Origin of the sequence: Arsenicicoccus cauae, from assembly GCF_043162025.1 — a bacterium.
GTDB classification, from domain to species: Bacteria; Actinomycetota; Actinomycetes; order Actinomycetales; family Dermatophilaceae; genus Arsenicicoccus; species Arsenicicoccus cauae.
This window is the reverse complement of the sequence record NZ_CP171001.1, coordinates 3,167,076-3,189,395: the sequence shown is the minus strand read 5'-3', so window position 1 is coordinate 3,189,395 and position 22,320 is coordinate 3,167,076. Positions and strand designations below refer to the sequence as shown.

Here is a 22,320-nt window from a genome sequence, read left to right as displayed (position 1 = left end):
AGGTGACCGCAGGACAGGCCCGGGGCTTGATTCACACGCAGAAACTGTTTGAATTGTAGGAAAGATGCCCAAGCGACCAACCACACCAACGCCATCAGCGAAGACCGGGGGCGCTCCGGAGTCCGGAGCGGCTCTCTTGTCTGGTGGGGTACTCGACAAGCTTGGCAACTCCTACGAGGCGGCATGGACCGTCTCGTTCGTGCTCGACGTGCTCGGCGGGCAAGCCCAATCGATCACGGTTGAGGACCTGGACGATGCCGGACACAAGTCGGAGTTCACGCTCCTCCGGGGCGACCACGTTGAAGTGCATCAGGTGAAACGTCAGCGTTCGCGCAACGCAGAATGGAAGCCCGCGGACCTTCATGCGGAAGGCCTGTTGACGGCGGCCCGTGACCACGTGTTGGCAGGACGCCAATTCCACTTCGCCTCAATGACTCATGCTCCCAGGCTGCGGGAGCTAGCAGACGTCGCGCGTGGCTCCGCGACGGCAGAGGTCTTCTTGAAGCGGATCGCGCCGGACACGGACCCATGGAAGACGCTCACCTACATTCAGGAGAAGATCGGGACGCTCGAGGTCACCTGGAAAACGCTCAAGAGATGCTACTTCCATAGCATCGACGAGGACACGCTCGACAGGAAGAACACCACGATTGCCGGGCTGCTCTTTGACAGCGATGCGCCAGCCGCAGTACCCCCAACGCTCCGGATGCTCATCGAGAAGAGCCTCTCGCTACCTCTCGATCGAGAAGCAATCATTGGACTCCTCCCCGAATACAAGTTGCGCTTGTCGGATCTTGCGCGCTTGCGGGAGGAGATTCGGGCCTCCTTGCCGGAGATATTCAATACCTGGCAAGGTAGCGTCGCCCGAGAGCTCATCACACCGCATATACCCCGCCCGGAGACTGCCGAGTTAGTCGAACGTCTCCGCGAGCGAGGTGGTGTTCACTTTGTGACCGGCGACGGCGGTTCAGGCAAGAGTGCCGTGTTGCATGACGCCGCAGACGCCCTCAAGGAGGCCGGGTGGACCTGCCTGGCCTTCCGCCTCGACCGCGAGTCTGAGTTCTCGACGAGCTTTGAACTCGGACATCGGTACGGCTTGGGAGCGTCTCCCGTCTCGGCGTTGGGCGCATTGTCGGAGCGCGAACCGACGCTACTTGTGATCGATCAGCTGGACGCTGTGAGCCACGCGTCCGGACGGATGCCCGCGGTGTTCGCGGCTGTGGAGAGCATGCTCAAGGAGGCGTCCGCTTTCCCTAACATGCGGGTTCTCATTGCGTGTCGCAAGTTTGATCTAGAAAATGACTCCCACATTCTGTCCCTGCTGAAATATCACAAGGCCGCACGCCTCGACGTCCCGCTCTTGACTGACACGCAAGTCAGGGGTGCGGTCGAGGCAATGGGGATCGACCCGGCCGCTCTTTCTACGCAGCAGGTCAAGCTCCTGGGCTCTCCCTTCGCCCTCAAGCTCCTATCGCAGATGGATGCGTCCCAGCTATCGTTCTCGACTCTGCAGGACCTCCAGGAGACGTTCTGGGCATACAAGAGCCGCGCTTGCGACGCACGCAAGGGTGGGACGGTCAGGTTCGCCACAGTAGTTCGACGGGTGGCCTTGGCCATGAGCCAGCAACAGCGGCTCACCGTTCCGTCATCGATCCTCGATGAGGATGACCTAGCTGCCGACGGCGATGTCCTGGTTTCCGAAGGCGTGCTTGTCAAGGATGGCCGAAAGGTCAGCTTCTTCCACGAATCATTCTTCGACTATGCCTTTGCGCGGCAGTGGTGCCAGGGTGGGCAGACGCTCGTTGCGTTCCTGACCTCGAACGTGCAAGAGCTATTCCGCCGAAGCCAGGTTCGCCAGATCCTCGTTCATCTACGTCTTGAGGATCCCGAGCGCTTTCTGACGGAAGTTGTAGCGATGCTTCGCGACCCGGGGGTGAGATTTCACCTCAAGCAGGTGGCTCTCGCTGTCCTTCGCATGCTCGAGGACCCGACGGCGGCCGAGTGGGAGGCGGTGAAGCGGCTCGCCACCGATCTGCCCGAACTCGCAGATCACCTCTGGTGGACGGTATACACCGCAGGCTGGTTCGCTCGGGCCAACGAGGCTGGCGATGTCGCGGGATGGCTGCAGTCGGGGAACGAAGAGGAACAGACTCGTGCCGTACGTCTGCTGCAGAGCGGCACTGACGCGCATTCTGGGGAGGTCGCTGCCCTCCTTTCACGGCACGCGGGGGTCAACCCGAACTATCCGTCGTGGCTCCGGGCGGTCATGGCTCCAGCAGCGGCCGAGAGTAGCCGCCCACTGTTCGATCTCATGCTGCAGAGCGTGCGCCGGGGCGAGTACGACGGTCACGAGCATCAGTTGTTCGTCTCGATCTACCAGCTGCGCGAGGACAACCCCGCCTGGGCCATCGACCTGATCGAGGCCTACTGGGTTGATCGTCCAGATGCCGTTCCTGCCGACCCGACTCAGCCCGTCTCGTCTCTGGATCTACAAGACCATGCAGCCCTCGAACTGATAACCACAGCCGCGGCGAAAGCACCCCACGCTTTCGTGGAGCAGCTGCTGCCGTTCGTCGTCCGGGTGTTGCAACGTGAAGCAGAGCTTGGCGCAGACAGCCCAAGCGCGTCGCGGTACTGGCTCCTGCGGCGCCTTGAGAACGAGGGCCACCACCACGACGCTCAGGGTGCAATGCTTGCGGCGGCGCGGGAGTCGTTGCAGGCGGTCGTCGCCTCGTCCGACTCTGTACCCGAGGTACTTGTCCAGCTGGCGGACATCGACACTTTCACTGCTCAATGGCTCCTATACCAGGGGCTCGCCGCTAGCAAGACCTCAGCACTCGTGGCCTACGCCCTCAGCTGTCTACTTGGCCGGGCCAACGGTCTTGTCGCGCCAATGGACGCCTGGACAGTTCGAGACCTCATCGCCGCCATTGCCCCACAACTGTCCGCTAGCGAGTTCGATCGGCTGGAGACGGCTGTCCTCAACTTGAGGCCCGATTGGGAGAAGAAGCGTCCCGGCCACACGGTGCATGTGCTGCTCGACGGCCTCCCCCGCGAGCGGCTGGCCAGGCCGGCCGTGCTCAGGCTTGAAGAGCTCCAGCGACGCGACGGCGTCGACCTCGTCAGGTCGGGCGTCATCACGGGCGGCTGGATTCCCTCGCCCATCCCGTCGAGTGCAACGCCACACATGACAGACGCCCACTGGCTGGGCGCGATGGCGCGTTACACCGGAGAGCGAGAGGACCGCTGGACCTTCAAGGGCGGAGCTCATGAACTGGCAGCTCAGCTCAATGAAGAGGTGAAGCGAGACCCGACCCGCTTCGGAAACTTAGCCCTTCGTCTCACAAAGGATCATCACGCAGCCTATGCCTCAGCGATCCTTCGCGGTCTTGGAGAGAACGAGACTGAGGTCGACGCGGAGTTGACTTATCAGGTCATCAGGCATCTAGCTACGTTCGATCTGGTGGAAGTAGACCGCTGGTTGTCATGGCCGTTGCGTCATCGGGTGAAGGAGGACCTGCCCGATGACATCATCGCCATCCTGATCGACCGCGCGCTCACCTCGTCGAGCCCGGCAGCGGACAACCTCCCCGACAAGGACGAGCCGGACGCCCCGCACGACGATCTGCTTAGTCACGGCATCAACTGTGTGCGCGGCTCGATCGCCGAGTTCCTGGGTGACTACGTCGTCTACGACACCGACGGCAGCCGCACAGCGCACATCACGCCTCAGCTACCACAGTTCGCCGCCGAGCCGACTGCGGTAGTCAAGTCCTGCTCTGCGCATCTGCTCGCGGCTTGCCTTCGCTACGCGTCCGCTGATGTGCTCGCGGTCGCAGACACCTTCTTCACGGCCGACGATCGTCTGCTCGTGTCGCGGCATGCCCGCGATCTGATGCTTTACCAAAGCCATCACCAGATCGAACTGATCGAGCACCTTCAAGCTCGTATGGCTTCCTCACCGTACGCCTCCGTGCGTTACACCGGCGGCCAAGTTGCCGCCTACCTCGGCTTGGAGCACACCCGCGAGGACCTGCTTCGCGGAGCGGCTGAGAGCACCGACCCCGACGTGCGCCGAGGTGTCGCGGATGTTGCCGCGATTCGGTTGCGCGGCGAGTCGAGTTCAGCCGGACGCGACGTGCTCGTGAAGCTCTTCGCTGATCCGGACGAGAAGGTGAGGGAGTCAGCAGCCACCGTTGCGATGCATCTCCGTGATCGGGCGCTCCAGCCATTCACGGAACCGCTGAAAGCCCTGATCGAGTCGCCAGCATTCCGCCCGGCGCTGCCACAGCTATTCATTACGCTAGAGCACGCCCCTGATCGGGTGCACGACTTGATCGTGTTGGCTGCCCAGCGATTCCTGTCTGAGCTTGGCACAGAGTCGCGTGACATTCGCACTGCGGCGGCCGGGGATGCGCATTACGTTGGGGGTCTCGTGATGCGTGCGTACCAGCAGGCGGCCTCTGATGCGGAACGCAACGAGACCCTCGATCTTGTAGATGGCCTCTTGCGCACTGGCTCGTATGGCATCGAAAGGCTCCTCAGCGAGACGGAACGGCTATCGTAGGCTGGGCAGCAAGACCGCGCGGATTTATACTGGAACGCAAGTAGCAAGGACGCGAACGTGCCCGACAGTGATACCGGTTCACCATCTCGCGCAGGCATGTATCTGCGTGAGGTCAAGCTCACCAACTTCAGATCCTGCCGCAACACCACCATCGACTTGCGCCCAGCCCTGACACTGCTTGTCGGCGAGAACAACTCCGGTAAGTCAAATGTCGTGGATGCACTGCGGCTCGCCACCAACCCGATCGGCGGCCGGCGGACGCGGTACTTCGAGAGTGATGACTTCTCAAAGGGCGCCGCTGAGGAATCTATCCAGTTCGACCTGACCCTGGACGGGCTAACTCCGATCCAGAAGGGACAGTTCGTATCGGCGCTTGACCTAAAGACCGGTCGTGCCCACTACCGCGTCCAGTTCACCGCAGAGCCCGCACCGGCACGTCCCCGGCCAGTCGTCATGGCGGGGCCAGCCAACTCCCCGGAGGCGGAGCCCGAGAAGCGCGAGCAGATCACGCACGTCTACCTGGAGCCGCTTCGTGATGCCCGCCGGGAGCTTGACTCGGCCGATAACGGTCGGCTGGCGCGTATCATCGAACTGTTGACGAGTCCCGCCGAGACTGAGGCCTTCGTCGAGGCCGCCAACCAGGCCATGCGAGACCTCAGCTCGGACCCGGTTCTGACCAAGACCACCTCCGAGATTCAAGGGCACCTCGACGAGCTCACGATGCCCGTTCGCGGGCAGAAGGTGGGTATCAACTTCGAGGACCACCGCTTGCGTGGCCTCGTCCGCTCGCTGCGCGTCAAGATGGCGGAGCACGACGTCGATCTCGCCAACCTCAAAGAGTCCGGCCTCGGCTACGCCAACCTGCTGTTCATCGCCAGCGTCATCCTGGAACTGCGCAAGGCCTGCGACGCGGAGCTGACTCTGTTCCTCGTCGAAGAGCCGGAGGCGCATCTGCATCCGCAGCTGCAGGTCGTGCTTCTGGAGTACCTCAAGCAGCAGGCCGAGGAGTCGCTACGCGACGATACGACCGGTCCCGCAGGACGCATCCAGGTCGTCGCGACCACTCACTCGTCGAACCTTTCAAGCGGCGTCAGTGTTGAGGACGTTGTGGTGCTCCGCACCGTGACGCAGCCGTCCGATGATGACGACTCGCCGGCAACCCGCAGCACGCACGCCATCCCCATCGCGCGCCTTGGACTCCAGGCTGGCGAGATCCGCAAGATCGACCAGTACCTCGATGTCACCCGTGCCGCACTACTCTTCGCCACAAAGGTGCTCCTTGTCGAAGGCGTCGCCGAGGCCGTCCTGCTCCCGGTGCTGGCCCGCAAAGTCGTCTTTGCTGGAACGACTGACGTCGAGGTGCGGCAGCGGAGGGACTTCCGGGGCGTCACCATCATTTACGTCGGCAGCGTCGACTTTGCTCCGTACGTCAAGCTCCTGCTCACCCCGGTCGGCGGTCATGCCGTCCTGGATCGCCTTGTGGTCGTGACGGATGGTGACCCTGTTCGCCGAACCCCAGAGGCGACCAACACTCGTCCCGCCGCAGATGGCACCGAAGATGTCTGGGAGCCAATCAACCGACCGGATCAGCTGAGAGCAGCGGCTCCAAACAACAACGCCGACGGCCGGCTCATCGTCCACTCGTCTGACTTCACTCTCGAAGCGGATCTGCTGGTCGACGGATCGACGAACCACGAGGTCCTCAAGGCGGCATACCTTGCGCAACACCCGCGGTCGCCGCACCACTGGAACGACATCATGGCGGCCGCCGACCGGCGCGAGGCTCTCTACATCAAGCTCAAGGACGACGACTTCCTCAGCAAGGGCGAGTTCGCTCATGCGGTGGCAGGGGCCATTGACGATGATCGGGTGTTCACCTGTCCGCCGTACCTTGCGCAGGCACTCAAAGATGCGCTGAACTCCAACAATCCGGCCGCATCGTGACCGACGACTTCCCGTACAGCGATGCCCAGCGCACGCTTGTCGAGACACCCGGCAGTCTCTTCGTTGAGGCGTGTCCGGGGGCAGGGAAGACCCGAGCGATCGTCGGCCGGTTCCTACGGCGCGTTCAGCAGGAGCCCCGCAAGGGCATCGCTCTGCTTTCCTTCACCAACGCCGCCGTCGACGAGGCTAAGGCCCGGAGCGTTCAAGGCGGTGCCACGATCCAATCACCGCACTTCATTGGCACGTTCGACAGCTTCATCAACCGCCAGATCGTGGCTCCCATCTTCACGACCAAGCACCAGATTCCCGTCCGATTCATCGACTCGTGGGCCTCGGTGGCTGCAGCGGTCATCCGCCTCGATGGCGAGCGAAGCGCGGGTTACTCGCTCGACTACTTCTCTTTTGACCCCAACTTCGCCTCCGCAACCTTCGTCCCGGAGCGCATCCCGTTTCCGCAGCGCAGCCAGGCTCTCGGCCTGCCCGCTGACGCCCGAGCTCTCTTGGAGCAAAGGGCACGTACTCAGCTGCATCGCCTGGCTAAGGGTGACGTCATCCAGCCTCGATGCGGCCTGATGAGTGCCGAGGTAGCGCGCAACTATGCGACTAATTACCTGGGCCTTCCTGAGTGGAAGGACCTCATCGTCCCGGTGCTGGCGGCCCGATTCGCGGAGATCATTGTCGATGAGGCTCAGGACTGCGGCCCTGAAGAGCTTGCGATCTTGACAGTCCTCAAGGACGCCGGCGTCGCTATCGTGATGGTGGGTGACCTGGACCAAGCTATTTACGAGTTCCGCCGATCGCAGCCAGACCAGGTGCGGGCGTTCGCGAGCCAACTCCCGCCTGGGCGGCGACTTGACGGCAATTACCGCAGCACCCCTGCCATATGCAGCGTCGTGGCCTCGTTGCGCAGCGGGAACGCGATGGACGAGCCGGTCGGTGAGCACGGGGAGCTCAACACTCCCGTGAGTGTCCTGCCCTTCGGAAGACCAAGAGAGGTGCAAGCAGCTGTGACCGCGGCAGCCACAGCACTCGGCTTCACGACAGGCGACGACGTCATGGTGCTCGCACACAAGTCCGCCGACGCCATGAAAGCTGCGGGAGCTCGAACAACCCAAGCCGGTGGTGGAAGTCATCGAGTGCTACGCATTGCCGCCAACTCTCTCGTGCTCGGCAACCTGGCCGCCACAGCACGACAGCGTCTTACCGCCGTGACAGAAATCGAGCGTGGCCTGCTCGACATCGCCGGCTGCGCAGACGACGGTGGGGGTGCCTCCGGCCTTCAGCAGCTCGGCGCAACGCCGCGATGGCTGCGAGACCAGGCGCACCGCCTCGCACTAGGTCTGAGCCCCGAGGGCATGGAGACCGCCGCCTACACCGAGGCGCTGCGAGTGCGACTGAGAGAAATCGATTGGCCGCGCCAGGTCGATCTAAAACAACTACGCAGTCCCACGGCCCAGCAGTGGCGCGACGCCATGCGGAGCGCACCCGACCCCGACGCGCTGCGGTTCTCCACGATTCACGGCGCAAAGGGGCTCCAGTACCCCGTAGCTGCCGTCGTGCTGCCCGAGGAGTTGATCTCGAACGATGATGGCCACACCTGCTTGGACTTATGGGAGAACGATCTCGAAGGTGAAGCAAAGCGAGTGCTTTATGTGGCGACCTCCCGCGCTGAGCGGTTGCTGATCTTGGCAGTGCACTCAAGCCACGTCGAGCGCGTCACGGCCATCCTTGATCGCAACGGCGTCCCTCATACGCTCGCCAGCTGATCCGGTGGCAGTCGGGCTCCAACATCGAGATCAGCCAGGTCGTCGATCGAGATGCCGCCCGATGTACCGCTCGGCGCTCAGCCAGGTGTTGTAGTGCGCCTGCCCGACGAACTTCCTGTTGCCCGTGACGGGCTGCCCGCATCCGCACTTGCAGCGAGGCGTCGATGAGCAATCGGTAGTCACGAGGTCACCGGGCTCCGCCAGTTCATCGGAGATCGTCCCGATTCGCCCGTTCGATAGGGCCCCGATCGGGGGCGCCGCAGGAGCGTCAGGACAGGTCCGGCGGTCCAAAGATGTGGTAGCCGTCGGCCCCGGGCTCGTAGGAGTAGCCCGAGGAGAAGACCTGGCGCGTCAGCACCGCCATGTCCAGCGAGAGCGCCCCGGCGAGACCGTCGACCCGGTTGAGGGCCGCCAGGGCCGCGAGCCACCCGCGGGACTCGGCCTGGTCGAAGACGAACTCCTCCAGCGTGCTCACGTGCCCGCGGTAGCGGGCCTCGAAGTCGTGCTCGGACATGCCCTGCTGGAAGGTCATCTCGGCATAGGCGGCGTACGCCTCGCCGTGCCGGTCGATCCCTTGGGCGACGGCGTTCATGGTCCACAGCTCGGGCTGCGCCATCGGATAGACGTGGTGGAAGCCCATCCGGCCGTGGACCTGCCAGTCCGTGTCCGTCGGGTCGCCGGGCAGCGAGCCGAGAGCCTGCTCGACCTGCCGCTCGGGGCGCGTCATGTCGATCCAGTCGCCGACGCTGCACGCCGACCGGGCGACGTAGAGCATGGGGCGGGGCTGGAGCTCGGCCTCGCGCCCGCCCCAGCCGACCCGGATCGCCGTGGCGCAGAAGGCTCGCAGCGCCTCGATCCAGGCGGCGTGGCCGCAGGGGCGCAGGGTGGGGAGCTGGTCGAGGACGGCGCGCGGGTCGAGGATGTCGTAGATCACGAACTCGCCCAGCGGGGACTCGGCCTCCGGCTCGAGGTGCTCCCCGATCACGTGGCAGAGCGCGGCGCCCACACGACCGTGGGCGGCCAGGTCGGACGCCAGCGCAGCATCGGTCCAGGCGCCCGTGCGGCGGTGCTCGCGCATCCAGCTGAGCTCGGCCACGTCCGCGAGAAGCGATGGCGGGCGGTGTCGGTAGCTGTCGCTGAGGGGGGTGCCCGACATGCTCGCCTCCGTCTGTCTCGCTGGTCTGGTGGTGGCGCTGGTCTCGCGCCTGTAGAGCAGGGCGCCGTTCGGCCCCTGCTCCCTGGTCCGTCAACGACCGTAGGTGTCCGCACCGACAGGGTCCTGGCACCTGCCGAAACGGGGGGCTTTTGTCCGACGATGACCGCCCGGTCGGATCGCCCGGGTGACGCTCGGTGACCGGTCGTGGCGCAGCACCCGCGAGGGCCCGGGCCTGTTCACCCCCGCGACGCCCCCGTGTCACGCGCAGGTGGTCTTGACGGTCTGTCGGAGGCCGAGGCTAGCGTTCATCTCGCCGGCCCCACCCCCAGGGGCCGGACCACCCGCACGCTCCCGACGACGAGGGCGTGCCGTCCACTGGGAGTGACATGTCTCGAGTGCGCACCACGCGTGCCGCCGCCGTCCTCGCGGGGCTGGTGCTGGCCGCCTCCGCCACCACCGCCGCCGCGGCGCCCGCCGACCAGGGCGGCGCCGACGCCAAGGGCAGGAAGCCCGGCAAGGACAAGCTGGTCGACCTGCAGATCCTCGGCTTCAACGACCTCCACGGCAACCTCGAGGGCCCGTCGGGCTCCAGCGGCCGGGTCGTCGTGGACCACCGCCTCGACCCCACCACCGGCAAGCCGGTCGACGTCACCGTCGACGCCGGCGGGGCGGCATACCTCGCCACCCACCTCACGACCCTGCGCCAGGGGCAGACCCGCACGATCACGGCCGCTATCGGCGACCAGGTCGGCGCCTCCCCGCTGCTGTCCGCCGCGTTCCACGACGAGCCGACCATCGAGGCCCTCAACCTCATGGGCGTCGGCGTGGGGACCATCGGCAACCACGAGTTCGACGAGGGCTACCGCGAGATGCTGCGCCTCGTGGGGGGCGGCTGCCTCGACGACGGCGACGGCAAGGACAACCAGAACTCCTGCGCCGCAGGCGAGTTCCAGGGCGCGAGCTACCCGATGGTCGCCGCCAACGTGTTCTACAAGGGCACCAACCGCACGGTCCTGCCGGCTTACACGATCAAGGAGGTCGACGGCGTCAAGGTCGGCTTCGTCGGCGCCGTGCTCAAGGACACCCCCAACATCGTGACCCAGGCCGGCGTGGCCGGGCTCGACTTCCGCGACGAGGTCTCCACGATGAATGCCGCTGCCCGCGAGCTGCAGCGCAAGGGCGTCAAGGCGATCGTGGCGATGGTGCACCAGGGCGGCTCGCTCAAGCAGGAGCAGTGGACGGCGCCCGACGGCAAGACCTACCCCGTCAACCCGGCCTTCGACGTGGTGTGCGGCAAGGGTGGCGAGCTGGACCCCAACAGCGACATCCTGCCCATCGCGCGCAACCTCTCGCCCAAGTTCGACCTGGTCATGACGGGGCACACGCACCAGTCCTATGTCTGCGACGTGCCCGACCCGGCCGGACAGTCGCGCTACGTGACCTCGGCGCTGTCCTTCGGCAGGCTCGTGACGGACGCTCGCATGAAGTACGACACGAGGTCCCGCGACATCGTGCGCAGCTCGGTGCGGGTCGACAACCGCATCGTCACCCGCACGGTCGCGCCGGACGCCGCGGTCACCTCCCTGATCGCGACGTACAAGGAGCTGGTCAGGCCGATCGCCGGCAAGGTCCTCGGCCGCATCACGACCGACGTCACCCGCGTGCAGAGCCCCGCGGGGGAGTCGGCCCTCGGCGACCTCATCGCCGACGCCCAGCTCGCTGACCCGTCGGTGGTCAGCAACGGCGTCAAGCCGGTCGTCGCCTTCATGAACCCCGGCGGCATCCGCACCGACCTCACCTACAAGGCGTCCGGCGCCGAGGGCGACGGCGTGGTGACCTACGAGGAGGCCTTCCAGGTCCAGCCGTTCAACAACTACCTGGTCTCCATGGACATGACGGGCGCGCAGATCTACACCCTGCTGGGGCAGCAGTTCACGGGCTCCAACGCTGCCTTCCCCAAGGTGCTGCAGGTCAGCAAGGGCTTCCGCTACGAGCGCACCGCGGCCGGGGCGATCAGCAATGTCACGCTCGGCGGCGTGCCGGTGGCCAACGACGCGAGCAGGACCTACCGCGTCGTGACCAACAACTTCCTCTCGGACGGTGGCGACGGCTTCCCGGCCTTCAAGGAGGCGACCGGCAAGCTCATCGGCGGCCTGGACATCGAGGGCTTCGCGGCCTACCTCGCCGCGAGCTCGCCCTACACCCCGGGCCCGCTGGACCGCATCGTCCTGCGCTGACGATGCACGGGCAGGTCGTTCTCGTCGTCCCTGCCGTATGACGAGGCGCCCCGCTCCCGGGGTCACCGGGGGCGGGGCGCCGCGCCTTCTGGCTGGGTGCGGGGGAGGGATCAGCGCCGCGGCGCCAGCGCCCGGCCAAAGACGAGCAGGATGAACATGAGCACCGTAGCGACGTGGATCACGGTGCACCACAAGCAGATCGCCCCGATCCCGAACAGCTCGGCCCACACGAGGTAGAAGACCATGAGGACGCCGACACCGACGAGCACCAGTCGCGGCAGGTCCAGGTCGGGCCGCCGCCACGCCGCCGGGAGGCAGAGCAGGGTCACGACGACGAAGTAGGCGAGGCCCACCAGCGCCACGGGCAGCCCCAGGAAGGTGGCGTACCGGCTCTCGGTGACCTTGGCGCAGTTGAGCACCTCTCCCTCGGGACAGGCGAGGGTGGCGCTCGCGGTGAAGTGCTCGTAGGTCAGGTAGGCCGACGCGAGCAGACCGACGACGGCCAGGAGCAGCGCGCCGGAGCGCAGCCACCCGGGCAGCGCGTTCGTCACTGGTGGTCCTTGATCTTGGCGGCGCCCGCCTTGACGGGGGCCGACGAGCAGACGTCCGCGGGCTTGTTGCCGGTCTGCTCGCAGATCGCGGCCGTGATGACGTTGGCGCCCGACAGGATCTGCTTGGTGGTCTCGTCCTGCGGGTCCTTGAGGGCGGTCGCGATCTGCTGGGTGCTCTTGCCCTCGAGCACGCGGACGTCGAAGATGCCGCCGGACTGGAAGGTCTTGCCTCCGATCGACAGGAACGGGATGGAGCCGCCCTGCCCCTCGACATAGGGCGGGAAGTCGTACTTCTTGAAGGTCGCGTCGTCCTGGCCCTCGAGCCGGTCGAGCTTGACGAACTGGCCGTTGCGCTGCTCGGACGTGGTGGTCTCGTAGCCGTTGAAGGTGAGCGTCTCGCTGGCGTAGGCCGCACCGTGGTTCTGCTGGCTGAACGACACCGTCGACAGCGGGTCGAGGCCGGCCTCCTGGATGGACTTGCTCTCGGTGAGGGAGGTCCACTGGCCGAACCGGCCGAGGGCCACCGCCGTGGACCAGCGCAGCCCGGCGCAGTAGGGGCAGTACTCGGCACCGACGTAGAGCACCTGCGGCTTGCCGTCGCGGGTGGCGGCGGGCGCGTCCTTGACCCGCTTGGGGCCGTTGGTGATCTGGTCGCTCACGCCGGCGGCCGCGAAGGCCGACGCCGGCACGTCGTTGATGGAGGAGAGCGCGGCGGCGTCCAGCGCGACCGCGCCCGCGGCGGCCGGTGAGGGCTTGTCCTTGTCGAGCACGGCCACGGCCACGATGGCGCCGATGATCGCGAGGACCACGACGGAGGTGACGGCGGCGAGGAGCAGTCGCCGCTTGCGCTCGGCCGCCTCCTGCTGGGCGCGGATCTCGGCGGTGCGCTGGCGGGCGGCCTGCTTGGCGCTGCTCGCGCGGTTCTTCTTGGCGGACACGGGGGCTCCTGCACAGGTGGGTGAGTCTGCCGGGCGGGTCACGGTCCGTGACACGCGTCGGCCTTCCGGGGGAGTCTAGCGAGCCGTCCCGGTGAGAATCCTGAGGCACGCGTGAGGGTCAAGACCCCACGAAACGGGAAGCTTCCTGTCAGAATATGCGCGACGACCAGGGCCGAGACCGTGCCGTGGTGACGATCCGTGACCGCAACCCGTGACCGCAAACCCTGGGGGACTCGTGGAGATGGTGGACAGCCCGGCGATCCGCGGCGACGACCGCCTGCCGGACGCCGTGGCACACCTCAAGACCGTGGTCGAGCGGGCGCAGTTCCCCATCGAGCTGGGCTCCACCGCCGAGGCGCGCGCGGCCCGCACGAGCCTGGTGACGCAGCTCGACGACTACGTCCTCCCGCGGCTTGCGGCGCTGGACGCCCCGCTCCTGGTCGTCGTCGGTGGCTCGACCGGGTCGGGCAAGTCCACCCTCGTCAACTCCGTCGTGCGCGAGGCGGTCTCTCGCAGCGGGGTCCTGCGGCCCACGACCCGGGCTCCCGTCCTCGTGCACCACGAGGCGGACCGCGAGTGGTTCACCACCAAGGTCCTGCCCCGCTTTGGGCGGCTCACCGGCCGCAGCGACAGCCAGGGCACCCCGGACGACGACATGGGGTCGGTGCGCCTCGTGACCTCCGACTCCCTCCCGGCGGGCCTCGCGCTGCTCGACGCGCCCGACATCGACTCCGTGGTCGCGGCCAACCGCGAGCTGTCCCGGCAGCTGCTCAACGCCGCGGACCTGTGGCTCTTCGTCACCACCGCCGCGCGCTACGCCGACGCCGTGCCGTGGGACCTGCTCAGGGAGGCCGGGGACCGCGGGACCTCCGTCGCCATCGTGCTGGACCGGGTGCCCGACGACGCCGTGGTCGAGGTCCGCGAGGACTTGGCGCGCATGCTGGCCGAGCAGCAGCTCGACAGCGCCCCCATCTTCACGGTCCGCGAGACCGTCCTCGAGGACGGCGGACTGCTCCCCGAGCGCGAGGTGGGTCCGCTGCGTCGCTGGCTGACCACGTTGGCGGAGGACGCGGTGGCCCGTCAGGCCGTGGTCCGCCGCACCCTGTCGGGAGCCCTCGACTCGCTCTCGGGGCGGGTCTCGGGGCTCGTGGAGGCCAGCGACGACCAGCTGGAGGCCGCCGCGGGGCTGCGGCGAGCGGCCGACCGCGCCTACGACGACGCGCTCGAGGGCGTGGACCTGGGGGTGAGCGACGGCACCCTCCTGCGGGGCGAGGTGCTGGCCCGCTGGCAGGAGTTCGTCGGCACCGGCGAGTTCCTGCGCACCATCGAGTCCGGCATCGGCCGGATCCGCGACCGGATCACCGCCGCGGTCAAGGGCCAGCCCCAGCCCGCGGACCAGCTCGGGGAGGTGCTGCAGTCCGGCGTCGCCTCGCTCATCCAGGCGCAGGCCGACCGGGCCGCCTCCGACGTCCGCCGACAGTGGCGCAACACCCCCGGGGGCGAGGTCCTGCTGGCGCAGCGCACCGCGCTGGGGATGTCCTCCGTCGAGCTGCCCGACCGCGTCGACCGGCTGGTCCGCGACTGGCAGTCGGACCTGCTCGCCATGATCCGGGACGAGGGCCAGGACAAGCGCACCACGGCCCGCGTCCTCGCGTACGGCGTCAACGCCCTGTCCGTGGTGCTCATGCTCGTCGTCTTCACCCACACCAGCGGCCTCACCGGCGCCGAGGGGGGCATCGCCGCGGGGTCCGCGGTCCTCGCGCAGCGCATCCTGGAGGCGATCTTTGGCGACCAGGCCGTCCGGGACCTCGCCCGCAGGGCGCGTCGGGACCTCATGGAGCGGGTCCAGCGGTTGTATGCCGACGAGGAGCGCCGCTATCTCGAGGCCGTCGACGACGTCGCGGTGGACAGCAACCAGTCGAGCGACCTCGCGCAGGCCGCCGTGAGCATCAGGGCGGCCCGATGACCAGCATCCTCAGACGACGGACCACCGAGGAGACCACGCTGCCCGCCACCGAGCGGGCCCGGATCCTCGCCGAGGCGCTGCAGACGGGCGGGGCCGAGCTGAGCGAGCAGGCGGTGGCTCCGGCGCGCCGGATCGTCAACCAGACCCGGGAGCGCACGGCCCTCGTCGGCACGCACACCGTGGTGGCGCTCGCCGGCGCCACCGGGTCCGGCAAGTCCTCGACCTTCAACGCCCTCGTCGGCGAGGACGTCTCACGGGTCGGCGCTCGCCGTCCCACGACGTCCACGGCCAGCGCCGCGGTCTGGGGGGACGACCCCGCGACCCCGCTGCTCGACTGGCTGGGCGTGGGGGCCCGCCACCGCGTCGCGACGGACCCGGTCCACGGACGGGCCGCCGACCTTGACGGTCTCGTCCTGCTCGACCTGCCGGACTTCGACTCGCGCACCCAGTCCCACCGTGCGGAGGCGGACCGGGTCCTGCAGCTCGTGGACGTCTTCGTCTGGGTCACCGACCCCCAGAAGTATGCCGACGCCCGCCTGCACGACGACTACATCCAGGTGCTGTCCGAGCACGACGCGGTCACCGTGGTCGTCCTCAACCACGCCGACCGCCTGTCCGCCGAGGGCGTGCAGCAGTGCACCGCCGACCTGCGCCGGATCCTCGCGGACGACGGGATCCCGGCGGCGGAGGTGATCCCCACGTCGGCGCGCACCGGCCTGGGGCTGGACGTGCTGCAGCAGCGCCTCGCCGCGGCCGTGTCGTCGCGCACGGCGGCCGAGCGACGGCTCACCGGAGACCTGCGGGCCTCCGCGGAGGAGCTGCGCGCCGAGGTGGGGTCCAGCGACCCCCGGATCCCCGACGGACCGTCAGACGAGCTGGTCGCTGCCCTGGGCCGGGCGGCCGGCGTGCCCGTGGTCCTCGAGGCGGTCGAGCGGGACTACCGCCGGGAGGCCGCCCAGACGACGGGGTGGCCGTTCACCCGCTGGGGCCACGCGTTGCGGCCCGACCCGCTCAAGCGGCTGCGCCTCAAGGACAACGACCTGGGCATCCAGGCGACGGACGTCCGGCGGACGATCGGTCGGTCGTCGCTGCCCCCGCCCACGCCGGCCGCCCGCGCCTCCGTGGACCTCGCGACCCGTCACCTCGCCGACGTCGCCTCCCAGGGGCTGCCCACCCGGTGGGCCGATGCCGTTCACCGCGCGGCGGCCCCCGAGGACAACGACCTGGTGGACTCCTTGGACCAGACGGTCCTCGAGGTGCCGCTGCGCGCCCGGCGCCCCGTGTGGTGGAGCGTGCTCAACGGGCTCCAGTGGCTCCTCGCCCTGGTCGCGCTCGGCGGGCTCGCCTGGCTCCTGGTCCTCATGGGCCTCGGCTGGGCCCAGCTGCCGGTGCCCGAGCCACCGACGGTCGGGATCCTGCCCTACCCGTTGCTGATGCTCGTCGGGGGGATCCTGCTCGGGCTGCTGCTCGCCGCCCTCGGCCGGGCCGTCGCGCGGGCCGGCGCCCGACGCCGCCGTGACGGCATCGGGCGGCGTTTCGACGCGGCGATCCACGACGTCGCGCAGGAGCGACTGGTCAGCGAGGTGCAGGCGGTGCTCGCCCGGCACGCGCGCACCCGGGAGCTGCTCGACCAGGCGATCAAGGGCTAGCACGCCCGCTCTGTCTCGCCCCCCCCCCGACGCCGTCGTCCACAGGGGACGGCGGCGTCGCGTCATTCCGCGTCGTCGTCCACAGGCCGCGCCCAGGCCCTGGCCGCCGCGCCCCGCTCGTCCGAGCCTGGGGTCACGTCCTCACGACCAGGAGGACCCGACCAGGAGGACACCTCATGCACGAGACCATGATCACCGTCACCGGCAACCTGTGCGCCGACCCCGAGCTGCGGTTCACCCAGGGTGGCGACGTGTTCGCCGCCTTCCGGATCGCCTGCACGGAGCGCAAGCGCAACCGCGAGGGCGGGTGGGGCGACGGGCACACCAACTTCGTCCGGGTCACGGCCTTTCGCTCGCTCGGCCAGAACTGCGCGGCCTCGCTCAAGCAGGGCACGCGCGTCATCGTGCGGGGCCGCTTGCGCGTCACCGACTGGGAGCAGGGGGAGCGTCGCGGGACCAACGTCGAGATCGACGCCCACGCGGTGGGCCCCGACCTCACCTTCGCCTTCGCCGACGTGACCAAGGGCGTCCACAGCTCCACGTCCGACCGCATGGCCGATCCCGAGGTGGCGGCGGCGAACGACCGGGGCGCCCTCGCGGACGGTGTGGTGACCTACGGACTGCCCGAGACGGAGCCGGGAGCCGCTCCCCACGCCGACGGCATCCACGGTGACGTCGTCCACGGTGACGCCGACGTCGACGACGACTACGACGTGGATGCGGACGGTGTCGTCACCGAGCGCGAGCCCGCCTACCTCTGACGGTGCCCGCGCCGCACCGGTCGCGCGGTGCCCGGTCCGACCGCGGCACCGCGCGACCGGCCTCGACGGATTCGTCGGCCCTGGTGGGCGACCGATAGCCTGAGCCTCATGGCGGAGTTCATCTACACCATGTCCAAGGCCCGCAAGGCGGTCGGTGACAAGGTCATCCTCGACGACGTGACGATGTCGTTCTTCCCCGGAGCCAAGATCGGGGTCGTCGGCCCCAACGGTGCCGGCAAGTCGACGATCCTCAAGATCATGGCGGGGCTGGACCAGCCCTCCAACGGCGAGGCCCGGCTCTCACCGGGATACAGCGTGGGGATCCTGCTGCAGGAGCCGCCGCTCAACGAGGACAAGACGGTCCTCGGCAACGTCGAGGAGGGCGTCGGCGAGATCAAGGCCAAGGTCGACCGCTTCAACGCGATCTCCGCCGAGATGGCCGAGGCGGGCGCGGACTTCGACGCGCTCATGGAGGAGATGGGCAAGCTCCAGGAGGACATCGACCACGCCGACGCGTGGGACCTCGACTCCCAGCTGGAGCAGGCCATGGACGCCCTGCGCTGCCCGCCCGGCGACGCCGACGTCACCGTCCTGTCCGGCGGTGAGCGCCGCCGCGTGGCCCTGTGCAAGCTGCTGCTGTCCAAGCCGGACCTGCTGCTGCTCGACGAGCCCACCAACCACCTCGACGCCGAGTCCGTCCTGTGGCTGGAGCAGCACCTCGCGTCCTACCCCGGCGCCGTGCTCGCCGTCACCCACGACCGCTACTTCCTGGACAACGTCGCCGAGTGGATCTGCGAGGTCGACCGCGGCCGCCTCTACCCCTACGAGGGCAACTACTCCACCTACCTGGAGAAGAAGGCGGAGCGACTCGAGGTCCAGGGCAAGAAGGACCAGAAGCTCCAGAAGCGCCTCAAGAGCGAGCTCGAGTGGGTCCGCTCCAACGCCAAGGGTCGCCAGGCCAAGTCCAAGGCCCGCCTGCAGCGTTACGAGGAGATGGCCGCCGAGGCCGACCGCACCCGCAAGCTGGACTTCGAGGAGATCACCATCCCGCCGGGCCCGCGCCTCGGCAGCACGGTGATCGAGGTCACGGACCTCAAGAAGGGGTTCGGCGACCGCGTCCTCATCGACGGCCTGTCGTTCTCCCTGCCCCGCAACGGCATCGTCGGCGTCATCGGCCCCAACGGCGTCGGCAAGACCACGCTGTTCAAGACCATCGTGGGCCTGGAGGAGCCGGACTCCGGCTCCGTCAAGGTCGGCGACACCGTCGACATCTCCTACGTCGACCAGAGCCGCGCGGGCATCGACCCCGGCAAGAACCTCTGGGAGGTCGTGTCCGACGGGCTCGACCACATCCAGGTCGGCAAGGTCGAGATCCCCTCGCGCGCCTATGTCTCGCAGTTCGGCTTCAAGGGCCCGGACCAGCAGAAGAAGGCGGGCGTCCTGTCCGGCGGCGAGCGCAACCGCCTCAACCTCGCGCTCACCCTCAAGCAGGGCGGCAACCTCCTGCTGCTCGACGAGCCCACCAACGATCTCGACGTCGAGACCCTCGGTTCCCTCGAGAACGCCCTGCTCGAGTTCCCCGGCTGCGCCGTGGTCATCAGCCACGACCGGTGGTTCCTGGACCGGGTGGCGACCCACATCCTGGCCTACGAGGGCACGGAGGACGACCCCGCCTCGTGGTACTGGTTCGAGGGCAACTTCGAGGCCTACGAGAAGAACAAGATCGAGCGCCTCGGCGAGGACGCCGCCCGTCCGCACCGGGTGACCTACCGCAAGCTTACCCGCGACTGACCACCGCCGTAGCCCGAGAGCCGCATCCCGCCCCCGGATCCCCGCGTCGGGGTGCGGCTCTCGGCATACGAGATGGTCGTCGTCACCGGCGATGAAGCCGGGCGCGGTGGGTAGGGGGAGGGGCGACGCCGCACGCCCGCGACGCCGACCGCCCTACGCAGGAGGTTCGTGCATGGCCAAGCCCACCGTCGCCGACCAGCTGATCGCCCACCTGAAGTCCCTCGGGGTGCAACGCGTCTATGGGCTCGTGGGGGACAGCCTCAACCCCGTCACCGACGCGATCCGTCGCGACGGTGACATCTCCTTCTTCGCCGTCCACAACGAGGAGGCCGCCGCCTTCGCCGCGGCCGCCGAGTCACGGCTCACCGGACGGCTCGCCGTGTGCGCGGCCTCCTGCGGCCCCGGCAACACCCACCTCGTCCAGGGCCTCTACGACGCCAACCGCGGTGGCGCCAAGGTCCTGGCCATCGCGAGCCACATCCCCTCGCCGCAGATCGGCACCTACTTCTTCCAGGCCACGCACCCCGAGCAGCTGTTCACCGAGTGCAGCCACTACGCCGAGGTCGCCAACAGCCCGCGCCAGGCCGCCCGGATCCTGCACATCGCGACCCAGACCGCCATCGCCCGCAGCGGGGTCTGCGTCCTGGTCCTGCCCGGCGACGTCGCCGAGGAGCCCGCGGTCGACGCGCCCGCCCTCGGCCACACCTCGGAGCGGCCACCGCGCCACGTCCCGGACCCCGAGGTGGTGACCGAGCTCGCGCGCCTGCTCGACCGGGCCAAGAAGCCCATGCTCTTCGTCGGAGCGGGGGTGCGCGGCGCCCACGACCAGGTGATGGCGCTGGCCGAGGCTCTGCAGGCGCCGGTGGGGCACGCCCTCGGCGGCAAGGAGTGGATCCAGTTCGACAATCCCTACGACGTCGGGATGAGCGGGCTGCTCGGCTACGGCGCGTGCGCCGAGGCGATGGACCAGGCCGACCTCGTCCTGCTCCTCGGCACCGACTTCCCCTACGACCAGTTCCTGCCCAAGGACACGGTGATCGTTCAGGTCGACCGGTATGGCGAACGCCTGGGGCGTCGCGCGAAGCTGTCCCTGGCGGTGGAGGGTGACGTCGACGCGACCATCGACGCGCTGCTGCCGATGCTGGGGCGTGAGCGGGACGGGCGATACCTGCACAGGATGCTCAAGGAGCACGCCTCGACCCTCGACAAGGTCGTCAAGGCCTACACCCATGACGTCGACACGATGGTGCCGATCCATCCCGAGTACCTCGCCTCGATCCTGGACGACCTCGCCTCCGACGACGCCGTCTTCACCGTCGACACGGGCATGTGCAACGTGTGGGCCGCGCGCTACCTCACGCCCAACGGCCGGCGCCGCGTCCTCGGCTCCTGGCACCACGGCACCATGGCCAACGCCCTGCCGCACGCGATCGGCGCCGCGGCGAGCCAGCCCGGGCGCCAGGTGATCTCGATGTCGGGTGACGGGGGGCTGTCGATGCTGATGGGCGAGCTGGTGACCGTCGCCGAGCACCGGCTCGACGTCAAGATCGTGGTGTTCAACAACTCGACGCTCGGCATGGTCAAGCTCGAGATGCTCGTGGACGGCCTGCCTGACTACGGCACCGACCGCGCGCCCGTGGACTACGCCGCCATCGCCCAGGGCTGCGGCATCCCGAGCCTGCGGATCACGGACCCCAAGGCCCTCCGCGAGGGCCTCGGCCGGGCGCTCGCCACGCCGGGTCCGGTGCTCGTCGACGTCGTGACCGACCCCAACGCCCTGTCGATCCCGCCGGAGATCACCCTCGAGCAGGTCACGGGCTTCGCGTCCGCCGCCACCAAGACCGTGCTCGACGGGGGCGTCGGCAAGATGGTCGAGATGGCCAGGGCCAACCTGCGCAACATCCCCCGCTGACCGCCGGTGAGGTGGTCGGGACGGCCGGGCCGGCGCCCGGCGCCGGCCGGGCCCCGGCCCGGCCGGCTCAGCCCTTGAGCCGCAGCATGCCCTCCTGGGCGACGGTGGCGGCCAGCGAGCCGTCGGGCGTGAACATCCGTCCCATCCCGAGGCCGCGCCCGCCCTGGGCGCTGGGGGAGTACTGCGTGTAGAGCATCCACTCGTCCGCGCGGGCCGGTCGGTGGAACCACATCGCGTGGTCGAGACTGGCGGCCCGCAGCCGCCGGTCGATCCACGCAATCCCGTGCCGGCGGATCACCGGCTCGAGCAGGGCGTAGTCGCTGGCGTAGGCCATGACGGCGGCGTGCACCAGCGGGTCGTCGGGCAGGGTGCCCACTGCGCGCAGCCACAGCTCCTGGTGGGCCACCTGCTCGGAGGCCGGCTGCGACCAGAGGTCCTCCCGCACGTGGCGCAGGTCGATCGGTCGGCCATAGGCGAGGTGCTTGGCGGCCGGGTGGTCGACGTGGCCGTACTTGTCGGCGACGCTCGGCAGCGTCTCGGGCCCGGGGGCCTGCGGCATCGTGTCCTGGTGGTTGAGCCCGCCGGCGGGCTCCTGGAAGGACGCGGTCATCGACAGGATGACCTGGCCCTCCTGCATGGCGTGGACCCGGCGGGTGGAGAAGGACCGACCGTCGCGCATGCGCTCCACGGAGAACCTGATCGGCCTGGCCACGTCACCGGGCCGCACGAAGTAGCCGTGCAGGGAGTGGATCGGCCGTGCGGGCTCGCCGGCTCCCACCTCGACGGTGCGGCCCGCCGCGATGATCGTCTGCGCCAGCACCTGACCGCCGAAGACGCGTCCGTGCGGCTGCCACTGGCTCTGGCCCTCGAAGATCTCGCGGTCGGGGTCACCGAGGATCTGCTCCGTGAGGAAGGACTCGGGGCCGGCGTCGGTGCGGGCGCTGACCGTCATGCGCGCTGTCCCGAGGTGGTCCAGGTCGAGGATGTCGAGCAGCTCGGCAAAGGGGTCCTGGGGTGTCTGGGTCACGCCTCGAAGACTAGTCCCTCTGGGCCGACCGGATGACTTGCGGGACTATGCGGCG

13 protein-coding genes are annotated in these 22,320 nt (G+C 68.4%); 9 read left to right on the top strand and 4 right to left on the bottom strand.

What is annotated here, in order from left to right; genetic code table 11:
• The first annotated feature begins 199 nt into the window (after positions 1-199).
• From ACF3NS_RS14810 to ACF3NS_RS14800, 3 genes are read left to right on the top strand one after another with little or no spacing between them, the layout of a single operon-like run.
• On the top strand, positions 200-4,567 hold the full coding sequence (locus tag ACF3NS_RS14810; RefSeq protein WP_392467016.1) for a hypothetical protein: 4,368 nt from the start codon (positions 200-202) through the stop codon (positions 4,565-4,567).
• A 57-nt stretch (positions 4,568-4,624) separates the two neighbouring features.
• Positions 4,625-6,511 (top strand): ATP-dependent endonuclease, encoded by a 1,887-nt coding sequence (locus ACF3NS_RS14805; RefSeq protein ID WP_392467013.1) that lies wholly within the window; start codon positions 4,625-4,627, stop codon positions 6,509-6,511.
• The gene (locus ACF3NS_RS14800; protein ID WP_392467010.1) at positions 6,508-8,277 is read left to right on the top strand and encodes a UvrD-helicase domain-containing protein; all 1,770 of its coding nucleotides are present in this window, start codon (positions 6,508-6,510) and stop codon (positions 8,275-8,277) included. Before ACF3NS_RS14805 ends, ACF3NS_RS14800 begins: the two co-directional genes overlap by 4 nt.
• Before the next feature lie 268 nt (positions 8,278-8,545).
• Here ACF3NS_RS14800 and ACF3NS_RS14795 read toward each other — a convergent pair whose 3' ends face one another.
• Positions 8,546-9,433 carry an antirestriction protein ArdA gene (locus ACF3NS_RS14795; RefSeq protein ID WP_392467009.1) on the bottom strand — a complete coding sequence of 296 codons (888 nt, stop codon included), beginning with the start codon at positions 9,431-9,433 and terminating at the stop codon, positions 8,546-8,548.
• Positions 9,434-9,819: 386 nt separating this feature from the next.
• Between ACF3NS_RS14795 and ACF3NS_RS14790 the strand changes: the two genes are divergently transcribed.
• Positions 9,820-11,670 carry a bifunctional UDP-sugar hydrolase/5'-nucleotidase gene (locus ACF3NS_RS14790; RefSeq protein WP_154592613.1) on the top strand — a complete coding sequence of 617 codons (1,851 nt, stop codon included), beginning with the start codon at positions 9,820-9,822 and terminating at the stop codon, positions 11,668-11,670.
• Positions 11,671-11,780: 110 nt separating this feature from the next.
• Here ACF3NS_RS14790 and ACF3NS_RS14785 read toward each other — a convergent pair whose 3' ends face one another.
• Together ACF3NS_RS14785 and ACF3NS_RS14780 are read right to left on the bottom strand one after the other, a co-directional pair.
• Positions 11,781-12,221 (bottom strand): vitamin K epoxide reductase family protein, encoded by a 441-nt coding sequence (locus ACF3NS_RS14785; protein WP_288798199.1) that lies wholly within the window; start codon positions 12,219-12,221, stop codon positions 11,781-11,783.
• Positions 12,218-13,159: a DUF929 family protein gene (locus ACF3NS_RS14780; RefSeq protein ID WP_154592612.1), complete on the bottom strand. Its 942-nt coding sequence runs from the start codon at positions 13,157-13,159 to the stop codon at positions 12,218-12,220. Before ACF3NS_RS14780 ends, ACF3NS_RS14785 begins: the two co-directional genes overlap by 4 nt.
• 241 nt (positions 13,160-13,400) lie before the next feature.
• On the opposite strand from ACF3NS_RS14780, the gene ACF3NS_RS14775 reads away from it, so the two are divergent.
• The 5 genes from ACF3NS_RS14775 (at position 13,401) to ACF3NS_RS14755 (ending at position 21,238) form a co-directional block, all read left to right on the top strand.
• Positions 13,401-15,125, top strand: coding sequence for a dynamin family protein (locus tag ACF3NS_RS14775; RefSeq protein ID WP_154592668.1), 1,725 nt, complete (start codon positions 13,401-13,403; stop codon positions 15,123-15,125).
• The gene (locus tag ACF3NS_RS14770; RefSeq protein ID WP_154592611.1) at positions 15,122-16,774 is read left to right on the top strand and encodes a GTPase; all 1,653 of its coding nucleotides are present in this window, start codon (positions 15,122-15,124) and stop codon (positions 16,772-16,774) included. Before ACF3NS_RS14775 ends, ACF3NS_RS14770 begins: the two co-directional genes overlap by 4 nt.
• Before the next feature lie 176 nt (positions 16,775-16,950).
• Positions 16,951-17,535, top strand: a complete 585-nt coding sequence (gene ssb, locus ACF3NS_RS14765) for a single-stranded DNA-binding protein (protein WP_392467005.1) — start codon at positions 16,951-16,953, stop codon at positions 17,533-17,535.
• A gap of 108 nt (positions 17,536-17,643) precedes the next feature.
• Positions 17,644-19,326: an energy-dependent translational throttle protein EttA gene (gene ettA, locus ACF3NS_RS14760; protein ID WP_392467002.1), complete on the top strand. Its 1,683-nt coding sequence runs from the start codon at positions 17,644-17,646 to the stop codon at positions 19,324-19,326.
• A 172-nt stretch (positions 19,327-19,498) separates the two neighbouring features.
• Complete coding sequence (locus tag ACF3NS_RS14755; RefSeq protein WP_392467000.1) at positions 19,499-21,238, top strand: pyruvate dehydrogenase; 1,740 nt, start codon at positions 19,499-19,501, stop codon at positions 21,236-21,238.
• A 67-nt stretch (positions 21,239-21,305) separates the two neighbouring features.
• On the opposite strand, the gene ACF3NS_RS14750 is transcribed toward ACF3NS_RS14755, so the two are convergent.
• The gene (locus ACF3NS_RS14750; RefSeq protein WP_288799387.1) at positions 21,306-22,265 is read right to left on the bottom strand and encodes an acyl-CoA thioesterase II; all 960 of its coding nucleotides are present in this window, start codon (positions 22,263-22,265) and stop codon (positions 21,306-21,308) included.
• Positions 22,266-22,320 lie beyond the last annotated feature (55 nt).

What these genes read in the sequence shown, in the direction of transcription:
- ACF3NS_RS14770 (WP_154592611.1), top strand. Translation starts at nt 15,122, where the DNA reads ATGACCAGCATCCTCAGACGACGGACCACCGAGGAGACCACGCTGCCC.
- ssb (WP_392467005.1), top strand. Translation starts at nt 16,951, where the DNA reads ATGCACGAGACCATGATCACCGTCACCGGCAACCTGTGCGCCGACCCC.
- ACF3NS_RS14775 (WP_154592668.1), top strand. Translation starts at nt 13,401, where the DNA reads ATGGTGGACAGCCCGGCGATCCGCGGCGACGACCGCCTGCCGGACGCC.
- ACF3NS_RS14790 (WP_154592613.1), top strand. Translation starts at nt 9,820, where the DNA reads ATGTCTCGAGTGCGCACCACGCGTGCCGCCGCCGTCCTCGCGGGGCTG.
- ACF3NS_RS14755 (WP_392467000.1), top strand. Translation starts at nt 19,499, where the DNA reads ATGGCCAAGCCCACCGTCGCCGACCAGCTGATCGCCCACCTGAAGTCC.
- ACF3NS_RS14795 (WP_392467009.1), bottom strand. Translation starts at nt 9,433, where the DNA reads ATGTCGGGCACCCCCCTCAGCGACAGCTACCGACACCGCCCGCCATCG.
- ettA (WP_392467002.1), top strand. Translation starts at nt 17,644, where the DNA reads ATGGCGGAGTTCATCTACACCATGTCCAAGGCCCGCAAGGCGGTCGGT.